17 protein-coding genes are annotated in these 21,985 nt (G+C 64.1%); 11 read left to right on the top strand and 6 right to left on the bottom strand.

Annotation, left to right across the window (positions count from 1 at the left end; all coding sequences use genetic code 11):
* Nucleotides 1-17 precede the first annotated feature (17 nt).
* From AAFN84_RS19490 to asnB, 6 genes are all read right to left on the bottom strand, one after another.
* Nucleotides 18-3,035, bottom strand: coding sequence for a calcium-binding protein (locus tag AAFN84_RS19490; RefSeq protein ID WP_347516341.1), 3,018 nt, complete (start codon nucleotides 3,033-3,035; stop codon nucleotides 18-20).
* A gap of 220 nt (nucleotides 3,036-3,255) precedes the next feature.
* A complete protein-coding gene (locus AAFN84_RS19485; RefSeq protein WP_347516340.1) occupies nucleotides 3,256-3,528 on the bottom strand; it encodes a hypothetical protein in 273 nt (90 codons plus the stop codon).
* Between the two features lie 170 nt (nucleotides 3,529-3,698).
* Nucleotides 3,699-4,391, bottom strand: coding sequence for a hypothetical protein (locus AAFN84_RS19480; protein ID WP_347516339.1), 693 nt, complete (start codon nucleotides 4,389-4,391; stop codon nucleotides 3,699-3,701).
* 178 nt (nucleotides 4,392-4,569) lie between these two features.
* Nucleotides 4,570-5,985, bottom strand: coding sequence for a calcium-binding protein (locus AAFN84_RS19475; RefSeq protein WP_347516338.1), 1,416 nt, complete (start codon nucleotides 5,983-5,985; stop codon nucleotides 4,570-4,572).
* Between the two features lie 242 nt (nucleotides 5,986-6,227).
* Nucleotides 6,228-7,055 carry a response regulator transcription factor gene (locus tag AAFN84_RS19470; protein WP_347516337.1) on the bottom strand — a complete coding sequence of 276 codons (828 nt, stop codon included), beginning with the start codon at nucleotides 7,053-7,055 and terminating at the stop codon, nucleotides 6,228-6,230.
* A gap of 566 nt (nucleotides 7,056-7,621) precedes the next feature.
* Complete coding sequence (gene asnB, locus AAFN84_RS19465) at nucleotides 7,622-9,142, bottom strand: asparagine synthase (glutamine-hydrolyzing) (RefSeq protein ID WP_347516336.1); 1,521 nt, start codon at nucleotides 9,140-9,142, stop codon at nucleotides 7,622-7,624.
* Nucleotides 9,143-9,422: 280 nt separating this feature from the next.
* Between asnB and AAFN84_RS19460 the strand changes: the two genes are divergently transcribed.
* The 11 genes from AAFN84_RS19460 (at nucleotide 9,423) to AAFN84_RS19410 (ending at nucleotide 21,983) form a co-directional block, all read left to right on the top strand.
* Nucleotides 9,423-10,202 (top strand): SDR family oxidoreductase, encoded by a 780-nt coding sequence (locus AAFN84_RS19460; RefSeq protein WP_347516335.1) that lies wholly within the window; start codon nucleotides 9,423-9,425, stop codon nucleotides 10,200-10,202.
* A 24-nt stretch (nucleotides 10,203-10,226) separates the two neighbouring features.
* Complete coding sequence (locus tag AAFN84_RS19455) at nucleotides 10,227-11,741, top strand: M81 family metallopeptidase (RefSeq protein WP_347516334.1); 1,515 nt, start codon at nucleotides 10,227-10,229, stop codon at nucleotides 11,739-11,741.
* Nucleotides 11,738-13,270, top strand: a complete 1,533-nt coding sequence (locus AAFN84_RS19450; protein ID WP_347516333.1) for an ABC transporter substrate-binding protein — start codon at nucleotides 11,738-11,740, stop codon at nucleotides 13,268-13,270. The genes AAFN84_RS19455 and AAFN84_RS19450 overlap by 4 nt, the downstream gene beginning before the upstream one ends.
* Nucleotides 13,271-13,348: 78 nt before the next feature.
* Nucleotides 13,349-14,272: an ABC transporter permease gene (locus tag AAFN84_RS19445; RefSeq protein WP_347516332.1), complete on the top strand. Its 924-nt coding sequence runs from the start codon at nucleotides 13,349-13,351 to the stop codon at nucleotides 14,270-14,272.
* Nucleotides 14,269-15,165, top strand: a complete 897-nt coding sequence (locus tag AAFN84_RS19440; protein WP_347516331.1) for an ABC transporter permease — start codon at nucleotides 14,269-14,271, stop codon at nucleotides 15,163-15,165. Before AAFN84_RS19445 ends, AAFN84_RS19440 begins: the two co-directional genes overlap by 4 nt.
* Complete coding sequence (locus tag AAFN84_RS19435; protein WP_347516330.1) at nucleotides 15,165-16,166, top strand: ABC transporter ATP-binding protein; 1,002 nt, start codon at nucleotides 15,165-15,167, stop codon at nucleotides 16,164-16,166. The genes AAFN84_RS19440 and AAFN84_RS19435 overlap by 1 nt, the downstream gene beginning before the upstream one ends.
* Entirely contained in the window at nucleotides 16,150-17,130 is a 981-nt protein-coding gene (locus tag AAFN84_RS19430) for an oligopeptide/dipeptide ABC transporter ATP-binding protein (protein ID WP_347516329.1), read from the top strand. Before AAFN84_RS19435 ends, AAFN84_RS19430 begins: the two co-directional genes overlap by 17 nt.
* Nucleotides 17,131-17,335: 205 nt before the next feature.
* Complete coding sequence (locus tag AAFN84_RS19425; RefSeq protein ID WP_347516328.1) at nucleotides 17,336-19,204, top strand: TRAP transporter large permease subunit; 1,869 nt, start codon at nucleotides 17,336-17,338, stop codon at nucleotides 19,202-19,204.
* 38 nt (nucleotides 19,205-19,242) lie between these two features.
* Nucleotides 19,243-20,256, top strand: coding sequence for a TRAP transporter substrate-binding protein (locus AAFN84_RS19420; RefSeq protein WP_347516327.1), 1,014 nt, complete (start codon nucleotides 19,243-19,245; stop codon nucleotides 20,254-20,256).
* A 69-nt stretch (nucleotides 20,257-20,325) separates the two neighbouring features.
* The gene (locus AAFN84_RS19415) at nucleotides 20,326-21,129 is read left to right on the top strand and encodes an SDR family oxidoreductase (RefSeq protein ID WP_347516326.1); all 804 of its coding nucleotides are present in this window, start codon (nucleotides 20,326-20,328) and stop codon (nucleotides 21,127-21,129) included.
* Nucleotides 21,126-21,983: an IclR family transcriptional regulator gene (locus AAFN84_RS19410; RefSeq protein ID WP_347516325.1), complete on the top strand. Its 858-nt coding sequence runs from the start codon at nucleotides 21,126-21,128 to the stop codon at nucleotides 21,981-21,983. The genes AAFN84_RS19415 and AAFN84_RS19410 overlap by 4 nt, the downstream gene beginning before the upstream one ends.
* Nucleotides 21,984-21,985 lie beyond the last annotated feature (2 nt).

Genomic DNA, 21,985 nt, shown 5'->3' with positions numbered 1-21,985 from the left:
TCCGTCCCGATCCAGCGTCAAGCAACCAGGCCCGGATCGACGATGATGTCGCCGCCCGAAAGCATCGCCAGCCGCATGTCGTTTGCTTGTGTGCCCGTCAGCTCCGCTTGCGTACCGAGGATGACGTCCGTCGTGTGCTGCATGCCGGACACGTTGCTCTGGAAGCGGGCCGCCCAATAGGCCGTGCCGCTGATGGTAGCGGTGATCGTTCCCGTGGCGAGCGACGTCGTCCTCAAGATGATGTCTTCGCCAGACTGATAGTCCATGATGATGTTCGTGCCCGCCAGGATCCGATACTGGTCCTGGCCTGCCGTCCCGCCATCATTCAGGCCGTCGCCGTAGAGGAAGCGCGTTCCAGCGCCGTTCGCCGACAGGATGTCGCCGCCCGACCCGCCGCGCATCTGGTCGTTGCCCGCGCCACTGATCAAGCGATTGCTTATGGCGCTGCCGTAGAGCGTGTCGCTGGCGTTCGAGCCGATTATGCCCTCGATGAGCATCAGGATGTCGCCGGCAGCGTCTCCGTTTGACTGCGCCGTCGGCCAGGTGGCGGGCTGTGTGACGGCACCCGTCGCGTGGAGCTGGACGTAGACACCCGTCGTTGCGCTCGAATAGTCGACCGTGTCGAAGTTTGCCCCGCCAAGCATCGTGTCCGCGCCGGCTCCGCCGCGGAAGAAGTCGTCGCCATTGCCGCCTTCGAACCTGTTCGCCCCGGCATGACCGATGAAGACGTCGTTGAAATTCGAGCCGATGATGCCCTCGATCGTGCTGAGCTGGTCGCCCTGGGCTTCGCCGCCAACGCCGACGGCATTGCCTGCTGCATTGTAGGCGACCTGCACCGCGACCGTCGAGTTGGCATAGATCGCATAGTCGAAGCCGTCGCCACCGATCAGCGTATCGGCTCCATTGAGGCCGAGCAGGAAGTCGTTGCCGCCTCCGCCTTCAAGCCTGTTGGCGGCAGCGTTGCCGAACATCGTGTCTGCCGCACCCGAACCGACAATGTTCTCGATCTGCAGCAGGAGGTCGCCGGCCGCGTCGCCGCCGGAAGACAGGGGACCTGACTCCGGGTTGTCGGACAGTCGGGCCGTGACGCCCGCAACCGACGTGGAATAGTCAGCCGTATCGATGCCGTCGCCGCCGATGAGAACTTCGGTGCTGGTATTGGCTCCGCCCCTGAGGGTGTCGTCGCCATCGCCGCCTTCGAGCCGGTTGGTCTCGGAATTGCCGATCAGCACGTCGCCGAAAGCCGATCCGATGAGGTTCTCGATGCCGCTCAACAGGTCGCCCGCGGCATCGCCGCCAGACGCGGAACCCGGTCCTCCCTCGTCCAGCGCGATCGTGACCGCGCCAGTCGAGGAGCCGTATTCGGCGGTGTCCGTGCCGCCGGCGCCGTTGATCGTGTCCGCGCCAGCGCCACCGACAAAGAACTCGTCACGCTCGCCACCGTTGAAGGTGTCGGCGAATGCCGATCCGACATAGCGCTCGATGAGCTGCAACTGGTCGCCTTCAGCATCCCCGCCGGTACCGGTCCCGAAAACGAGCGGATCGGCGGCCGAAGAGTTGGTGTTGATCGTCACTGCGGCCGCTGACGACGAGTAGTCGACCGTGTCGAGGCCGCTCTGGCCGATCATGGTGTCGGCGCCACCGCTGCCGAAGAATGTGTTGTCGTTGCCGTCGCCGACGAAAATGTCTGCCTGCGCCGAGCCGCGCAGGTTTTCGATCCCGATCAGCACGTCGCCTGCGGCCGAGCCGCTGGTTTCGCCGGTTCCCATGTTGATGCCCGCCGCGCCGCCGGACGAATAATCGGCCGTGTCCAGGCCCGCGCCACCATCGATCGTGTCGGCGCCCTGGCCGCCGATCAATGTGTCGTCCCCGGCGCCGCCCTGCATGTCGTCGATGCCGTCGCTGCCGTCCATGTGATCATCGCCTTCGCCGCCGCGCATGACGTCGTCGCCGAAATTGCCGAACATGCGATCATTGCCGTCGCCGCCGTCCAGCGTGTCGTTGCCATCGCCGGCAAGCATTTCGTCGTCGCCGTCGCCGCCATCGAGGATGTCGATACCGATCGAGCCGTTGAGGAAATCGTTGCCGTCGCCGCCATCCATCGTGTCGTTGCCGAGGCTTCCGATCAGATCATCGTCGCCGGCACCGCCGACGAGCGTGTCGTTGCCATCTCCGCCGTTGACGAAGTCTTCGCCGAAGCCGCCATGAATGACGTCGTCACCGAAGCCGCCATTGAGGGTGTCATCCCCGCCGCCGCCGTAGAGGCGGTCGTTGCCGAACCCGCCGTCAAGCGTGTCGTCGGCGCCCTCCTCCTGTTCGTCGACACCGTCCGGGACGCCATCATTGTCGTCGTCATCGGCAAGGCCGTTCATGTCGACGTCGATCATGCCGTCGCCGATCAGGACGTCATTGCCATCCATGCCGCGCAGGATGTCCGCACCGGCGTTGCCCACGAGCTGGTTGTCGAGGCTGTTGCCGGTCAGGATGTCGTTGAAAGCCGAGCCGATGAGGTTCTCGATGTTGACCAGCGTGTCGCCTGTTGCCTCGCCGCCCGAGCCGCGTCCTGGCAACTGGGGCGTTGTGGGAAGGCTCATGTTCACCTTCGCCGTCGAGGTCGAATAGTCTGCCGTGTCGATGCCCGCGCCGCCGTCGAGCGTGTCGCTGCCGAGGCCCCCGCGCATCAGATCGTTGCCGCCATTGCCGTACAGCTTGTCGTTGCCGGAACCGCCGACAAGCACGTCGTCGGTGTTGGCCGCCCTCAGCGTGTCGTTGTCGGCGCCGCCGTCGAGATAATCCCCGCCGGTGGAGGTCAGCGCCACGGTGATGGTGTCGTTGCCGCCATTGCCGTTGATCCGGAAGGGGCCATTCGTGTTCTGCGTATGGGTGCTGGCCGTGTTGCCGAGGTTGATGTCGGTGTAGGTCGGCACCACCGCGGCCATGCTCGCCAACGCGGCTGACAGCGTCGCGGGTGCCGCCGCCTGGAGTTCAGCTTGAGGGGTGGCGGTTCCCCGGCTGCGTGAGACATTGCGTGCCATGATGCCCTCCTTGATTGTGCCTGAAGCGTCTGATCGGGAGAACTCTAGGAGAAGCGGGAGGTCGAGCGACATTGCGCATAGGTGGACACGTCCTGGGGTGTACACCTAACGGCTAATCCATTGCTGGAATTGCGTTTTTCGCGGCGCATTTCATAGCGAAAAAGGAGGCTCCGACCAGGTCGGAGCCTCCTTTCGCCGAGGCAGATGGGATCGATCGAAATCAGCTGGCGGCAGCGTAGCCCGATGCCGTGATGCTCGACCATTCACCCTCTTCAACCGCGACCACCAGGTTCAGCTCGACGGAGGTGTCGCTACCATACGCCTGGACGTCGATTGCGAAGGTGGCATCATTGCCGTCGATGTCGACGCAGACGTCGATGTTGTGATCCACGTCCCAATCGCTGTAGACGTCGAGGTCGGAGTAGAAATCCATATCGATATTGGAGTTGAAATCGTAGGAAGCGTCGAGGTTGACGTCGCTGTAATAAGTCATTCTATTTCTCCGCTGTTTGATATCGCCGTGCTTTTCTCCGGCAATTCAAAGCTACGAAATCGCGATATGTTGTTCAATTATTCACTGGAGGTACGAGACTTTTTGGCTGTTATTAACCAACGCCTACCACTCGTACGTCTTTTGTTGATGAGGCGAGGGCCTCATCACTCCTATATTGCAATCACTACCACTGCGGTGATATCCGAGAACGCGTCTTCGACGACAATCGCGTCGAGCAGCACGTCGACGAAGCTGTTTTCGCCGAATGCGACCGCGTCGATCTCGTAGATCGCCAGATTTCCGTCGATTTCATATCCGCCAGGGTCGAAGCTGTCGCACCCGCACGGCTCGAGTGGCTCGGGCGCATAGGGCATGGGATCGTATGATGGCAGGTCGGTCGCAGCCGTTCCCACCGGTATGACAGACCCGCTCTCGCCGCCCAGATTCACCGCATATATCGACTCGTGATAGGTCGACACGACGGTCGACCCCTCCGGACCGATCTCCGACGAGGTGGATTGCCGGGAGATGCCGACATACGCATCCGCGGCGCCATAAGTGTAGATCTCGCCGATCGATGATGCGTAGGCGGAATCGTCGCCGCTCTGCGCGGCCGATTCCGCGCTGAAGTCGATCGAGAGGCCGCTTCCGCTGACCTGCGCATCAATGGCGAGCTCGGCGAAGGTGTCGGTTCCAAAGGCGGTCGCGCTGCCATAGATCTCGGCTGCGAAGGCGCCTTCGCCTTCCATCGAGCCCATATAGACATCGACCTGCGAGGAATACACGTCGGACGTGCCTTCTCCGGGGTCGCCGCTTGAAATCCCGATGCTGGTCGAGAGGGTGGAGGTTCGTGTCGCGCCCATGCCTGTCTCTCCGGACTTCGCCGCTTGTGTCACTTTTCAGGGCTATACTAACGCGTGTGGTCCTCGTTACTTAGACGTTCAAGAATGGATACGCCCGAAGAGACGGCTTCAGCATGATCCTCCAAAGTTTTACCGAAGATGCACACAACGACGTAGATGGAACGCCCCGCAGAGCCGATCAGCCGAGAAGCGTAACCTGATCGGCAAGCGAGAGCAGGTCGAGGACACCGACGGAAGCGGGGTCGCTGGAGATCGTGTCGGCGATGGCATCCAGAACCTGATCAACCTGGCCGGACGACAGTTCGCCCTTGGCGATCGAGCCGAAATAGCCGGCATTCAGCTTGAAGAAGTCGTCCAGCGTCAGGATCGAGCGACCCTCCAGGTACTCGAACTCGATCACCAGATCGTTGCCTCCCGCTCGACGCATGTCGAACGGTTCCAGCCCGTCCTCGCGCGCCACCTCGAACAGACTCGGCAGCAGAAGCCGGTCCCCCTCGCCAAGCGAGAAGTCGAGGATGGTGTCCTTGCCGAAATCGTCGACGATCGCGTAGGTATCCGCGCCCTTGCCGCCGCGATGGCTGTCGTTGCCGTCGCCCCGGTTGCTGCCGAGTCGGAAGAAATCGTTGCCGGCGCCGCCCAGAAGCGTGTCGCGCCCCGCACCACCGACGAGCAGATCATCGCCGCCGTCGCCGCTGAGCAGATCGTCGCCGGCATCGCCAAACATGAGGTCGTTGCCGTCGCCGCCATAGGACTTGTCGTTGCCGGCACCGCCGAACAGCCAGTCGCCGCCAGCACCTCCGCGAATGAAGTCGGCATCTCGCCCGCCGAACACGGTGTCGTCGCCCTTGCCAGAATCGAGCAGGTCCTTGCCCTTGTTGCCGAAGATCCAGTCGTCGCCCTTCCCGGTCCACACCAGGTCCGTTCCAGCGCGGGCCTTCACCAGCGTCGTCCGGTCGTCGGTGATGATCAGATCCAGTTTCTTGCTGCCGGTGGCCATCTCGTAGGTCACGTAGGTCTCGGCGGCCGCGGTTCCCGACAGCACCGTGCTCGAGAAGCTGTCTTCGACCGCGATGGCATCGGTCAGCAGCTCGACGAAGGTGTCATCTCCTTCGGCCGAGATGTCGGCTTCGAAGGTCGCAAGGTTGCCGCTGATGTTACCTATCTGCGGGTCGCCGGCCGAGGCGCTGCCCGAGTTGACGGCCAACGCGGAAAAGAAATGCGTGTCGATCGCCTGGAACTCGACGGCCTGCATGTCGGCCATCGCGTAGTCGTCCCAGGTGCTGCCGGCAACCTGGTCGGTGCGAATGAATTCGGCGCCGACGATATCGACCGAGGTCGAGGTGATCGCATAGGCGGAACCCGGATCCGGGGATTGGGCGGCGGCCAGCACGGTCGTCGTGCCGAACGCGAACGACGCCAGGCCCCGGTCGATGATGGTGATGTTGAGCGTCGCGTCGGCCAGCGTGTCTTCGCCGAAGGCATCGGCGGATACGGTGACGTTGACCGCCAGCGCACCCTGCGATGTCATGGTCGTCGTATCGGTTGTCGCGAAGCTGAGAAATTTGCGGATGATGGATGAGTAGTGTCTGGACATTGTCCTAGTCCCCCAGTGAGAACCAGAGCGTAGCCAGTTTCACCGTCACACTCATTGGAGCAGGCAGTGATACATCCGATGGACCGAACCATCACCGAAAGGCGGAGGCGTGCGGCCCCGTCTACGTCGATCGGGGGAGAGCGATTGATGGATCGGCGGCCATGAACGCGCCGGCCCAACGCAATCGCGCCGGCAGCGGCCTTGGCCGCTCCGGCTGCGAGCAGGATATGCGAAGCAGGAATTCAGATGGGTCGGCTGTGTCCCGATGCCGGCAGACTCATGAGATCCGATGGAATGACCACGAGTTGCACCGGCAGCTTGGGCGGTGGCGGCACTGCGTGCGCGATCTGTGCATTGATGATTTCGGTTTCCCGCAGACTGACCGTGCTCTCCTGGTGCGCGAGCGCCGCGGTTGCCAGTAGCGCCGCCTGCGTCCGGTTTGCCGCCCCGAGCTTGCGCATGATCTGCCGCACATGCACCTTGACCGTCGACTCCTGCATGCTGAGTTCGCGGGCGATGTGCTTGTTCGACTTGCCGTGGCGGAGCCGTTCCAGCACCTCGACCTGGCGTCGCGTGAGACCGTCGGATACGCCCTCGAACTTGGTCGGAGCCTGATCCCTGTGCGACCTCGACATCGCCGATTCCAGAAGCGCTTCGCGCGGGAAATAGGTTCCGCCACCCAGCAGGAAGGTGAATGCCTGGCACGCGACTTCCGGCTGCATGCTCGTCGAGAAGAACGCCTGCTCGCCCATGGCCGCCGCTTCGATCGCCTCGTCCGGCTCGCGCCGGTCCGAAATGATCGCGCACGGAATGCTTGGGAAGAGGTTGCGCAACGCCTGCGTTGCTTCCTGGACCGCGGGTTCACGTATCGTGATCCCGCCGATGCTGAACAAGATGAGCTTGACGTCGCCCAGCTCCGTCATGCCGTCCTGCACCTCCCTGAGGCCGGCAGCCCTGGTCTTGAGACCCACGCGCCCCGCCCAACCATCCACCAGATAGTAAAGGCCTGCGCGTCTCAATTCGAGATTATCGACGATGAGAACCGTCGAGTGCTTCGCTTCCGTCGACATGACCCACTCCCTTCAACCCCCTGCTTGGAATAAAGCAGCGGCCCGTGGCAAAATGAACCCTACGCAATCTCCCACCGGTTATTCAAACTTACTCTAATATTAACATTCTGCGAAGGCGCAAAATCGCTCTACCGCTTTGTGTGTAGTAGCCACGCAAAGGAAAGCTGCCTACGCAAAATGACACTTGTTTTACTGGTGAAAGATTTTGTGAGAGTCAGTAGATTTTTGTACTTGAATCTCAATCCAGCGAACAGCCGACCGAGCCAATAGACGAAAAATGAAGTAACTGGGGTGATTGGCAGTGGATTGCCGCCGTGTTTGGTTCAAAGAACACTTTCATTCTGCAAATATCGAATAAACGGGAAAATTCGCCGAGTGATCAGACGCCGTCCGACCTCATTCCCACAGATGTTGCTTGTGCCGGCAGGCATGAATTGTGCATGCGAGGCAGAGTCGCGGGCGACGTGCGAACATGGGTGGGTCGAGCATGCTTGCCTTTTCTGGCGCCAGCTCGCGATCAAGCCGGACAGACGAGCAACGCTGCGGCCGCTGCCTTGAAGTAAAATTCAAGGAGCCGGAATGGCCGCTCGGCCGGATGTCCACACGCCGGCGTTGCGCAAGATGAGCTCGGGATCGACATAGCGCTGCCGCAGCAGCCGCTCATAGAGCGCCCCTTCTTCTTCACGCTCCAGCGGCACACTGGTCCCGGCGACGATCTGCAGGGCCTTTCCGAGCGCCTCGACCGTTCCCGATCCTTCATCGAACTGCGCCTTCTTGCGCCAGACGAGATCATGCGGCAGCAAATCCTCGCATGCCTTGCGCAATATCCACTTCTCGGTCGTCAGCCCGGTGCTGTCGCGCGCCCCGGCATCGGTTCGCCGCAGCTTGAGGGAGGCGGGGATCGATTGCGCAAAGGCGATCAGTTCGCGATCGAGAAACGGGGTCCGCGCCTCCAGGCTTTCGGCCATGGTGACGCGGTCGACACGCTGCAGGTTGATGTTGTGCATCGTCCCCAGCGACCGGGTCAGTTCGTCCGCCAGCTCGCGCGTGCGGTCGACATAGGCGTGATGATAGGTGTAGCCGGCAAACAGTTCATCGGCGCCTTCGCCGGTGAGCACTGCCTTGACGTGCTGGCGCGCGAGCTTTGCCGCGAAATGCGTCGGAATGGCGCTGCGCACCAGGTCGATGTCGGCGCTTTCCAGGTGGTAGATGACATGCGGCAGAACTTCGGCCACCTCCTCGGCGGTGAATGCGCGCTCGAAATGCTCGGAACCGATGTGCTCCGCGACCCGGCGCGCCGCCACCAGGTCGGGACTTCCGGCGGTGCCGACGGAAAACGTCTTCAGACGGCCCCGCCCTGCCCGCATCGCGAGCGCGGCAATGATGGAGCTGTCGAGCCCGCCTGACAGGAACGACCCGACCTCGACGTCGGCGACCATCCATTTCTGCACCGCTTCCTCGAGCACCAGGCGCAGCTCGCGGCCGATCGCGCCCACATCGGCATCCTTCTCAGCATCCGCCGCACCCTGCGGCGTGCGGTACCAGCGCCGCATTCCATCGCGGCTGTCGAGAAGGCCGCCGGGCGGTATGGCTTCCACCGAGTCGATGCCGATCCCATCGAAAGCCTTCAGTTCAGAGGCAAATGCCAGGCCTTCGCCGATGCGGGCCACATAGAGCGGCTTGATCCCCAGCGGATCGCGGCCTGCGACGATGCGATCGGGCGTGGCGAGCACGAAGGCGAACATGCCGTCGAGGCGCGCGACCCAGCGCGGCATCGCCGAACGAAACAGATGCAGGATCGTCTCGCTGTCGCTCTGCGTGTGGAAAAGCCCCTCTCCGAGAATCGCCCGCAGATCCGCGTAATTATAGATCTCGCCATTGACGACGAGGATCTGGTTTCCCTGATAAATCGGCTGGGCGCCGTTTTCGGTGCCGATGATGGAAAGCCGGCTGTGGGCCATGATGACCGAGGCCTCGTCGGCGCGGATGACCTCGACGGCATCCGGCCCCCGATGCGCGATCTTGCCGATCATCCGGGCCGCCAGTGCCTCGTCCCCGTAATTCCAAAGACACACGAACCCACACATCGGCTGTTTCCTCCAAGGTTTGCATGTGAAGGCTTTCCGATCACGGTCATGAGGTCAAGCGGTGAATGCGCCCAGATGACCCGGTATCTGCTGCGCACGGGCCGCGCTTCCTTGCGCCCCGAGAATTGCCATAAGTTTTCCGTATGAGGCGTTTCGGTTTTTATATTTGCCGGGCATGCATCCGGACTTCACAGTTGGCCGATGGAGATCGCGCGGATCTGACGGGACATGCCGGCTTGCAAGGCGGTTCGGTGCCGGATCGTCGTGCCAGGAAAAAGCAATGGATCTGGGAATTCGTGGCCGAAAGGCGTTGTTGACCGGGGCGAGCAAGGGCATGGGCAAGGCCTGCGCGCTCGAGATCGCCAGAGCCGGGGCTGACGTCACGCTGGTTGCCCGCACCGAGTCCACGCTGATGGCGGCAGCGGACGAAATCAGGCGCGCGACGGGCGCGACGGTGACGGCCGTGGTCGCCGATGTCACGAGCGAAGACGGCCGAAAGGCGGCGCTGGCGGCGTGCCCGGAGCCGGATATCCTGCTCAACAATGCCGGCGGCATGCCGCCGGGCGATTTTCGCGAATGGACGCGCGACGACTGGATAGCGGCCATCGACCTGATGATGCTGCCGCCCATCTTCATGATGCAGGCGACTGTCGACGGCATGATGGAGCGCGGCTTTGGCCGCATCGTCAACATCGCGTCCCGCAGCGTCAAGATCGCCCATGCCGAACTCGGCCTGTCCAACGGTGCGCGCTCCGGTCTGGTCGGCTTCACGGCCGGCCTCGCACGCCAGACGGTCATCCGCAACGTCACCATCAACAATCTGCTGCCGGGCATTTTCGACAGTGACGGCCAGCGCCAGCACGTTGCCAAGATGAGCGAGACCAGCGGCCGGTCCTATGACGATATCTGGAAGCAGCGCGCAGGAAAGAACCCGGCAGGCCGCTATGGCCGCCCTTCGGAGATCGGCGCCTATTTCGCGTTTCTGGCGAGCGAGCACGCCGGCTTCATAACGGGCCAGAACCTCCTGATAGACGGTGGAGAATATCCTGGCACCTACTGAGACATCGCAGCGCAAGGCAGGCGCATGAAGATCGCGGTCGCGGGTTTCCAGCACGAGACGAACAGCTTCGCGGGCACCGTCGCCACGCGCGCCGATTTCGAGCGACCCGGCGGCTGGCCTCCCTACTGCGCCGGCGAAGAGATGCAGCGCATCATTTCCGGCGCCGGCACGCCGGCATCCGGCGCGATGGCGGCGGCGGTACAAGCCGGTGCACAGGCGCTGCCGCTGGCATGGTGCATCGGCCTGCCCTCCGGCCCGGTGGAGGATGCCGCCTTCGAAGATATCGCCGGTGACATCTGCACGCGCTTCCGCGACGCGCTCGGACAGGGCGCGGATGCCCTTTATCTCGACCTGCACGGTGCGATGGCGACACCGTCCTGGCCGGATGCGGAGGGCGAATTGCTGGCGCGGCTGCGGCGGATCGCCCCGAAACCGTTCCCGATCGCTGCGTCCTTCGATCTGCACGGCAACATCTCCGAGCCGATGGTGCGCGACTGCACCTTGCTCGACTGCTACCGCACCTACCCACACACCGACCTGAAGGAGACCGGGGCGCGGGTGATGAACCGGCTGGTCGCACTTTTGCGCAGCGATCCCGCGCCAGCGATCGCCTATCGCGCGGTTCCCTACCTCGCATCGATCAACGACCAGTGCACATTCGTCGAGCCGACACGCGGGCTTCTCGCGCGGGCACGCGCGCTGGAAGAAGACGCGCGCATCGCCTGCATCAGCCAGTTCTTCGGCTTTCCCCTCGCCGACATTCCCGATTGCGGCCCCTCGATCATGGTTCAGGGGAGCGACCCGCAGGCTGTCGAGGCTGCCGCGGATGCGATGCTGGCCGCGTGGCTCGAGGCCGAACCTCATTTTGCTAGCACGCTGCTTCCAGCCAGCGATGCCGTCGCCCAGGCGATGGAGCGCGCCAGCGCTGCGGGTGCCGGGCCCGTGGTCATCGCCGACACGCAGGACAACCCGGGCGGCGGCGGCACCGGCGATACAACCGGCATGCTGCAGGCGCTCATCGACGCTGGCGCGCGCGGCGCGGTGCTGGTCCACATCGCCGATGCCGAGGCCTGCACGGCGGCGCACCGGGCCGGCGAGGGTGGGTCCATCGACCGTGCTATCGGTGCGGGCCTGTCGGGCCGCTATTGCGACCCCGTCGACGGCCCGTGGACGGTTGTGAAGCTCGGCAGCGGCGATTTCGTCGGTGTCGGCCCCATGTACCGGGACAATCCGATTTCACTCGGCCCCGTCGCACTGCTTGAACGCGACGGCGTCAGGGTGATCGTCGCGCCGCGCAAGATGCAGGCATCCGAGCCAGGGCTTCTATTGCATCTCGGGCTCGAACCGGAAAGGCTGCCGATCCTCGTGGTCAAGAGTTCCGTCCATTTCCGCGGCGCCTATCAGGACATGGCTCGCGCCATCCTGCCGGCCATCGCCCCGGGCGCCGTCGAGGCGGATCTGTCGCGCCTCCCCTACCGGCATGCAATGCGCAAGCCGGCCCGTCCATTGTCTCCCCAACCGAAGAGGTCCAACGCATGACGCAGTTCCGGAAATTCTCACGCATGGCCGCATTCTGCACGGCCCTGTCCGCCGCAGGTTTCCTCGCCGCTCCCGCCGTCGCCGGCCCCGAAGACCAGTCGATCACGCTTGGCATGGGCGAGGACTTCCCGACACTCGACGGCTACGTCAACACCGCGCGTGACGGCGTCGTGATGACGATGCACATCTACGACATGCTGATCTACCGCAACCCGGAGACGTTCGAATACGAGCCGCTCCTGGCCACCTCGTGGGAGCGCATCGACGACAAGACGATCGAGTTCAAGCTGCGCGAAGGCGTGACCTTCCACGACGGTTCCGCCTTTACCGCCGAGGATGTCGCCTTCACCTACAATTACTGGGCCGATCCGGAGCACGGCGCCCGCTCGCAGGGTTCGGTTTCCTGGATCGACCGCGCCGAGGTGGTCGACGACTTCACCGTGCGCGTCATCTCCAAGACGCCGTTCCCGGCCGCGCTCGAATTCGTCGCCGGCTCGCTGCCGATCTATCCGTCGGACCATTTCGAGGAAGTCGGTCCCGAGGCCTATGGCCAGAAGCCGATCGGCGCCGGCCCCTACATGGTCGAGTCCTTTGGCGACGGCATGGTGAAGCTGGTTGCCTATGAGGGATATTACGAAGGCGGCTCCAAGCGGACGCCGACGATCACGACCATCAACTGGCGCATCATCCCCGACACGGCGACGCGCATCGCCGAGGCGATCGGCGGCGGCGTCGACTGGATCTGGAACGTCCCGTCCGACCAGGTCGAGCAGCTCGAGGTCGTGCCGACGCTCGACGTCGCGCTCGCCTCGACGCTGCGCATCGCCTTCATCGGCCTCGATGCTGCCGGCCGCACCGGCGACAACCCGCTGACCGACGTGAAGGTGCGTCAGGCTGTCAACCACGCGATCGACCGCGAGACCATCGTGGCGAACCTCGTTGGCGGCGACGGCGAGATCATCAACGCGCCGTGCCACCCCGTCCAGTTCGGCTGCGACCAGGAGGCGGCCGTCGTCTATGACTACGATCCCGAAAAAGCCAAGGCGCTGCTGGCGGAGGCCGGTTACGCCGACGGCTTCACCGTCACGCTGGGCAGCTATCGCGACCGCGCCCGCGCCGAAGCCGTGCAGGCGAACCTCGCGGCGGTCGGCATCAATGCCGAACTCGAAATGCTCCAGGCGAGCGCTTCCTTCTCCGGCTGGCGCGAGGGCAAGGTCGGCATGTGGTACGGCGACTGGGGTTCATTCTCGCTCGCCGACAGCTCCGCATCGATGGGCACCATGTTCGACGGTTCGAGCAATGACGGCGCGCGCGACGAACAGGTGATCACGCTGGTCAAGGAAGCGGCATCGGTGATGGACCCAGATGAACGCCAGGCGAAATATTCCGAGGCGATCAAGATCATCACCGAGAATGCCTATTGGGTGCCCATGCACACGATCGTGATGGGCTACGCCTACACAAACACGCTCGACTTCACCCCCACGCTTGACGAACTTCCGCGTTTCTACGACGCAAGCTGGAAGTGATAGTGTAACCCACGATGACGCACGGCCCCGCGCATTGCTGCGGGGCCGTTTTCGATTGACGCAGGAAACGGCAGGCGGATGCTGACCTATCTTTTGCGACGGGCCACGCTGGCGGCGGTGGTGATGGTGATCGTTTCGGTCATCTGCTTCGTCCTCAGCAATGTGGCGTCCGACCCCGCAATGGGCATTGCCGGCGCCCAGGCCACCGACGAGGACCTTGCCCTGATCCGCCGGCAATACGGTCTCGACCGCTCCCTGCCGGTGCAATATGCCGACTATCTGGGCGGCCTCGTCCAGGGAGACTTCGGCACCTCCTACCTGTCCAAGCGGCCCGTCCTCGAGATGATCACCGAGCGCCTGCCCGTGACGGCGCTGCTTGCGGTCCTGTCGATGGCCCTGGCTCTCGCAATCGCACTTCCGCTCGGGTGCGCCGCAGCACTCTGGCCGAACACGATCGTCGACCGCATCGCGCAGCTTCTCGCCGTCGCCGGGCAGGCGATCCCCAATTTCTGGGCCGGTCTACTGCTCATCGTCGTCTTCGGCGTCCAGTTGCGGTGGCTGCCGATCTCCGGCTCACAGACGCTGGCGCATTTCGTTCTGCCGACGATCACGCTCGGCACCTTCGCCATGCCCCCGCTGATGCGCCTGATCCGCGCCGGCATGATCGAGGTGCTCGCCTCCGACTATATCCGCACCGCCCGCGCCATGGGCATCCGCCCGTGGCAGGTGACGTTCAAATACGCGCTCAAGAACGCGGTGCTGCCCGTCATTTCGCTGTCGGCGGTGCAGTTCGGCTTCATGCTCGGCGGATCGGTGGTCGTGGAGTCGATCTTCGCGCTCAATGGCGTCGGTTACCTTGCCTGGCAGTCGATGTCGCGCTCCGACATGCCGGTCATCCAGGCGATCGTTCTGCTGATCTCGCTGTTCTACATCGTGCTGACGCTGTTGGCCGACCTGCTCAACGGCTACATGGATCCCAGGCTGCGGAGCGGCGGCAAATGACCGATCAATCGACGCCGATGACACCGGAAGAAGACACGCTCGTCCGCAAGCTCGGCTTCTGGCGCAAGGCGATGGCGCATCGCACCTTCGTCTTCTCCGGCACGATCCTGCTCGTGCTGCTGCTCGTCGCGGTCTTCGCGCATCTGCTGGCTCCCTATGATCCGTTCGCCCAGAACATCGCGATGCGGCTGAAGCCGCCCTTCTGGCACGACACCACCGTGGCCGAACATGTGCTGGGTACCGACCAGCTCGGCCGCGACTATATGAGCCGCCTGATCTATGGTGCCCGCATCTCCGTGACGATCGCGATTGCAGCCACTGTGGTCTCGGCCGTGATCGGCATCACGCTCGGCCTGCTGGCGGGCTATTACGGCGGCTGGATCGACACGGCCATCTCGACGATCGTCACCACGCGGCTCTCGATGCCGATCATCCTCATCGCGCTCGCCGTGGTCGCCATCGTCGGGCCATCGCTGACCGTGGTGATCGTGGTGCTCGGCCTGCTTCTGTGGGACCAGTTCGCGGTGGTCACGCGTGTCGCCACGCAGCAGGTCTGCGCCCGCGACTACGTCATGGCGGCGCGCGTGCTCGGCAGTTCGCTGCCGCATATCCTGTTTCGGGAGATCCTGCCCAACATCCGCGCCCCCCTGATGGTCGTCGCCACGGTGGAAATGGCGCATGCGGTTCTCCTCGAAGCCGCGCTTTCGTTCCTTGGTCTTGGGGTCCAGGCCCCTCTGCCGTCCTGGGGGCTGATGCTGTCGGAGGCCAAGACGTCGATGTTCTTCAGTCCCTGGCTGATCGTCCTGCCGGGCGCCTGCCTGTTCGTGCTGGCGCTGGCCATCAACCTCATGGGCGACGCGATGCGGGACCTGACCGCTGGAGGGCGTGGCTGATGCTTCTGCATATCCGCGACCTCAAGGTCACCCTGCCCGACCAGGGCGAGCGCCTTCATGCCGTGCGCGGCATCGACATCGATGTCGACGAGGGCGAGACGCTCTGCCTGGTCGGCGAATCCGGCTGCGGCAAGTCGATCACCGCATTGTCCATCATGCGCTTGCTGCCGCGTGGCGCGAAGCTGGCATCATCCGAACTCCGCTTTGGCGACACCGACCTCTCCGCGCTCTCGGAGAGCAGGCTTTCGGCCTTGCGGGGCCGGCAGATGTCGATGATCTTCCAGGAGCCGATGACGGCGCTGAACCCGGTCTTCACCATCGGCGACCAGTTGCGCGCCGTCTATCGCCGGCATACCGGAGCCGGCAAGCGCGAAGCCCAGGATCGCGCCATCGCGGTGCTCGAAAGCGTCGGCCTGACCAACGCCGCCCTGCGGCTGCGGCAATATCCGCACCAGCTTTCCGGCGGTCTTCGTCAGCGTGTCCTGATCGCCATGGCGCTGATGTGCGAGCCGCGGATGCTGATCTGCGATGAACCGACGACGGCGCTCGACGTGACGACGCAGGCGCAGATCCTGCGCATCCTCAAGCAGGCGCAGGAAGAGCGCCGCATGGGCATGATCTTCATCACCCACGATCTCGGCGTCGTCGCCCGCATCGCAGACCGCGTTGCGGTGATGTATGCCGGGCGGATCGTCGAGCATGGCGCCCGACAGGCCGTGCTGCGCAATCCCGCCCACCCCTATACCAAGGGCCTGATCGCCTCGGTGCCGAAGCCGCAGGGCGCACAGCCTGGAACCGCGCGGCTCGCCAGCATTCCTGGCAACGTGCCGGCCTTCCATTCAGAGGACGCCCGCTGCCCGTTCCTGTCGCGCTGCCCCAGGCGCATGGATGTCTGCGCGGTCGAGCCACCACCTCTCAAGGTCGCGCCATCGGGCCAGCATGTGGCCTGTCACCTGCAGTTCGAAGCAAAGGAGGCGGCAATCCATGACACCGCTTCTTGAAGCCCGAAACCTCAGCCATGTCTATTCGGTGCGGCGCGGTCTGCTCGCGCGCGCCACACCACTGAAGGCCTTGAACGGCGTCAGCCTCTCGATCGCGAAAGGCGAAATCCTCGGCATCGTGGGTGAGTCCGGTTGCGGCAAGAGCACGCTGGCACGCATCCTTCTCGGCCTCGAAACGCCGACCGCAGGCGAGGTCATGCTCGAAGGAAGGCCGATATCGGACTTCGCTCGCAGGGAACGGGCACTTGCGGTACAGCCGGTCTTCCAGGACCCCTATGGCTCGCTGAACCCGTCGATGTCGGTCGCGGACATCATCGCGCTGCCCTTGCAGGTGCACAGCATCGGTACCCGCGCGGAACGGCAGAAGCGCGTGGCCGCGATGGCGGACCAGGTGGGGCTGCCGCGCCGCGCCCTGACGGCCAGTCCCGCACAACTCTCTGGTGGCCAGCGCCAGCGGGTGGCGATCGCCAGGGCGCTGGTCTCGGGACCGAAGCTCGTCATCTGCGACGAGCCGACCTCCGCGCTCGACGTCTCGGTGCAGGCACAGATCCTCAACCTGCTGCTCGACCTGCGCGCCGAACACGGCATCGCGATGCTGTTCATCTCGCACAATCTTTCGGTCATCGAGCACATGGCCGAGCGCATGATGGTGATGTATCTCGGCCGCGTGGTCGAGGCGGGCCCCACCTCGACGATCTTCGCGCAACCGGCGCACCCCTATACCGGCGTGCTGCGCGACGCGGTGTTCAGTCCGGAGGACGAGGGCGGCGTGCCGGATCTCGGGCTGAGGGGAAATTTCCCCAACGCGATGGAAATGCCTGGCGGCTGCGTGTTTCACCCACGCTGCCCGGTCGCGCGTCCGGTGTGCGCGACGACCGAGCCGGCGGTCGAGATGACGAATGCGCCGGACCGCGCCAGCGCCTGCCTGTTCCCTCTCACCGCAGACGACATGGAACGAGCCTGAGCGACTGACCGCGCGGCCGGTCCATATTGTGGAACAATTGCCGCCCTGATTTCGGCGATTTCCCGGCTTTACAGGCCAAACCGATCCATCGTATGGATCGATGTCCGCCCTGCGGGTTTGTCGATGACCGTTCATCCGGCCCTGCAGGACCGCTGTTGAGGAGCAGCGCGTCTCGGCGGACGGGGAATGGGAGGAGCGAGCCGCCATGCAGCTCACAGACAACGAGGCGCTGCCCGTAGAGACGCAGGCCGAGGTGGTCGACGCGAGGCCGGGGTCGGCACTGATGCGGCCCGTCGAGGTCGTCGCGTCGGTACTTCTGGTCGTCATCGTCGGGCTGTTGCTGACGGGCGTTGTCGCGCGTTACGCCTTGCACACGCCGATCGTGTGGATCGACGAAGCAGCATCGATCTCTTTCCTGTGGCTTGCGATGATGGGCGCGGCGATCGCCATCGACAGGAACGAACATCTGCGCCTGACGGTGTTCGTCAACATGTTCCCGGCGCAATTGCGCGGCTTCGTCAACGCATTGGCGTTGCTGGTGGTCGTCGTCGTGCTGGCGGCGCTGATCATGCCGGCGATCGACTATGTGCGCGAGGAGTCGTTCATAACGTCCGCGGCCCTCAACATCTCGGTCAGCTATCGTGTCTCGGCGATCGTGCTGGGCATCGCGCTGATGCTGGTCGTGGCGATCGGGCATCTGTGGCGTGATTGCCGCCCCGCCGATATTGGGATGGCGGCGGTGACGGTAGCCGTGATCGGCGGCCTGTTGTGGATGGGAAAGCCGTATTTCCTCGGTCTCGGGCACACCAACATCCTCATCTTCCTGGTCGGGCTGGCGGTCCTGGGGCTGGTGATCGGCGTTCCGATCGCCTTCTGTTTCGGCATCGGCACCATCTCGTTCCTGGTCTTCTCGACGAACGTTCCGATGATCGTGATGATCGGCCGGATGGACGAGGGCATGTCGAGCCTGATCCTGCTGTCGGTGCCGATCTTCGTGCTCCTGGGCTGCATCCTCGATGCCACCGGCATGGGCAAGGCGATCGTGGAATTCATGGGCTCGCTGCTGGGCCATGTGAAGGCCGGCATGTCCTATGTGCTGCTCGGTTCGCTGTTCCTCGTGTCGGGCATTTCAGGCTCGAAGGTGTCGGACATGGCGACCGTGGCCCCTGCCCTTTTCCCTGAAATGAAGCGGCGCGGACACAAGCCCAAGGAGATGATCGCGCTCCTGGCCACGGGTGCGGCGATGGCCGACACCGTGCCGCCATCGATCGTGCTGATCGTGCTGGGCTCGGTCGCCGGCGTCTCGATCGCGGCGCTGTTCACGTCCGGCTTCGTCATCGCCATGGTGCTGCTTCTGGCTCTCGCCGTGCTTGCGCGGTGGAAGGCGCGGCACGAAAACACCGAAGGCGTGCGGCGGGCATCGTTCAAGGTGGTGCGCACCACGCTTCTGATCGCCGCGCCCGCCTTGCTGCTGCCGTTCATCATTCGCGGCGCGGTCGGCGGAGGCATTGCCACCGCCACCGAGGTTTCGACGATCGCGGTCCTTTATGCCTTCGTCATCGGCATCGTGCTCTATGGCGGGATAAGGCCATCCAAGGTCTATGCCATGCTCGTTGAAACGGCGGCGATGTCGGGAGCGATCCTGCTGATCCTGGGATCGGCCTCGGCAATGGCATGGGCCCTCACGCAGACCGGCTTCGCCCATCAGCTTGCCGGACACATGCGCGACCTGCCGGGCGGCTGGTTCAGCTACATGCTGGTCACGATCGCCGTCTTCATGGTGCTTGGCTGCGTCCTGGAGGGCTTGCCGGCGATCGTGCTGATGGCGCCGCTGATGTTCCCCATCGCGACCCAGATGGGCATCAACGACGTGCACTACGCCATGGTCGTCGTCACGGCGATGAATGTCGGGCTGATGGCGCCGCCGATCGGCATCGGTTTCTACATCGCCTGCAAGATCGGCGATGTGTCGCCGGACGAGGCGATGGGAGCGATCTGGCCCTATCTCGGCGCATTGGTGCTGGGACTGCTGCTGATCGCGGCCGTACCCGCACTGTCGACCGCATACCTATAACCGAAGAAGTCAAACATGCGACCAAGGAGGAGACCTACATGAACGTCAACCGCAGAACACTCGTGCTGGGCGCGGCGGCCGTGCCGCTCGTCAGCACCATCCGCTTCGCCGGCGCGCAGACCGCCGAGTTCAACTACAAATACGCCAACAACCTGCCGCTCACGCACCCGATGAACGTGCGCGCCCAGGAGGCGATGGACAAGATCCGCGAGGAGACCAGCGGGCGCGTGTCGATCCAGATCTTCCCCAACAACCAGTTGGGCGCCGACACCGACATGCTCAGCCAGGTCCGGTCCGGTGGCGTCGAGTTCTTCACGCTGTCGCCGCTCATCCTGTCGACGCTGGTCGCCAAGGCGTCGATCAGCGGCATCGGCTTCGCATTCCCGAGCTACGATGAAGTCTGGCCCGCCATGGACGGCGATCTCGGCGCGTTCGTGCGCGGGGAGATCGAGAAGTCCAACCTCGTCGTGCTCGACAAGATCTGGGACAACGGTTTCCGCCAGATCACCTCGTCGACCGGCGCCATCGAATCCGCGGAAGACCTCAAGGGCTTCAAGATCCGCGTTCCGGTCAGCCCGCTGTGGACCTCGATGTTCACGGCGTTCGAATCCGCCCCGGCATCGATCAATTTCGCCGAGGTCTATTCCTCGCTCCAGACCGGCATCGTCGACGGCCAGGAGAACCCGCTGGCCATCATTTCGACGGCCAAGCTGTTCGAGGTGCAGAAGTTCCTGTCGATGACCAACCACATGTGGGACGGCTTCTGGTTCCTGGCCAACAAGCGGGCCTGGGAAGCGATGCCGGAAGACGTGCGCGAGATCGTTGCCGGCCACGTCAACGAGGCGGCGGTCAACGAGCGTGCCGACGTCGCGGAATTGAACGCCACCCTGCGCGGCGAACTGGAATCCAACGGCATGGCGATCAATGAGCCGGACACGGCCTCCTTCCGCCAGAAGCTCGCCGATGCCGGGTTCTACGGCGAATGGAAGGGCAATTACGGCGAGGACGCCTGGGCGATCCTCGAAAAGGCCGTCGGCACCAAGCTCGGCTGACAGGACGCCGGATGAACGCGCGGGCGGACCTTCGGGCCCGCCCGCATCCGCAGATGCAGCGAGGTCCATGTGAGCGACCGTCTCAAGGGTAAATCGGCGATCGTCTTTGGCGCGGGCTCGTCCGGGCCCGGATGGGGCAACGGCAAGGCTGCCGCCGTGGCCTATGCGCGCGAAGGCGCCCGCGTGTGCTGCGTCGACCTGATGCCGGAAGCGGCGGAGGAGACCGCGGCGATCATCCGCGACGAGGGACATGAAGCGATCGCCGTTGCCGCCGACGTCACGCGGCTCGAGTCCGTCAGGGAAGCCGCCGCAAAGGCGGCGGAGCAATTCGGTGGGATCGACATTCTTCACAACAATGTCGGCGTGACCCATATGGGCGGGCCGGTGGAACTTGAGGAAGAGCAGTTCCAGGCCGCGCTCGACCTCAATATCGGGCCGGTCTACCGAACGGCCAAGGCGGTCCTGCCCTACATGATCGAGGCTGGCGGCGGCGCGATCGTCAACATCTCGTCCCTCGCCGCGATCCGCTATGTCGGCTATCCCTATTTCGCCTACTACGCCACCAAGGCGGCGGTGAACCAGGCAACCGTGGCACTTGCCATGCAGTACGCACGGCAGAAGATACGCGCCAATTGCATCATGCCCGGCCTGATCGATACACCCATGATCTACAGGCAGATCTCGGGTCAATATGGCTCCCAGGAAGACATGGTGGCGGCGCGCAACGCGCTGGTGCCCCTCGGCCATATGGGGACCGCGTGGGACGTGGCGGCGGCGGCGGTGTTTCTCGCCAGCGACGAAGCGCGCTTCATCACCGGCGTCTGCCTGCCGGTCGATGGCGGCCAGAGCTGCGCCATTTCGCCGGTTCAATGAACATGCTCACGATCGCCTCCCCCGATCGGGATGCCACCGGTTCGCAAAGCGTCGACCGTGCGCTCGGGCTGCTGTCGACGGTCGGCCGGCATGCCGAGCGCGGTGTCTCCCTGTCCGGCGTCGTCGAGGAAAGTGGCCTCAACAAGCCGACCTGCCGGCGGCTCCTGCTGGCACTGATGCGTGCGGGACTGGTCGACCAGGACGAGGAAAGCCGACGCTACTATCTCGGACAGGAAGCGTACGTGCTGGGCAGCCTCGCCTCACGCCGCTTCGGGCTGCTCCAGCTCTCGATGGAAAGCCTTCAGAGGCTTTCGAAGCGGACGGAAGACACCAGTTTCCTCTCCATCCGCCGCGACAGCTACGCCGTCTGTCTCTATCGTGAGGAAGGCACCTACCCTGTGCGCACACATGCGCTGCAGGCCGGCTTCGAACATCCGCTGGGCGTGGGCGCGGGGTCGCTCGCAATGCTTTCATCGCTGCCCGACGACGAGGTTGCGGCCGTCCTGCAAACCAATGCCCAGGTGCTCGCACAGAGATATCCGATGCTGCCGCCGGAGCGCATCCTTGACGACGTCGCCACCACGCGGCGAAAGGGCTACGCGCTCAATCCCGGCCTGATCTTCGCCAATTCCTGGGGTATCGGCGTCGTCTTGCGCACGCCCGAAGGCCGGTTGGCGGGCGCGCTCAGCATGGCGGCCATCGACAGCCGCATGCACGAAAGCCGCCAGGACGAGCTTGCCGGCTACCTTCTGGAGGAGGCGCGCATCGTCGAGGCAAAGCTGGCACAAATGTTTGCGTCGCGCAGGACGGCACGCCCCGCCGCCAACGCGCGAACCTCGGACAGGAGACCCTAGAG

Source organism: Mesorhizobium sp. CAU 1741, from assembly GCF_039839275.1.
GTDB lineage: Bacteria > Pseudomonadota > Alphaproteobacteria > Rhizobiales > Rhizobiaceae > Aerobium.
This window is presented reverse-complemented; position numbering and strand designations above follow the sequence as displayed.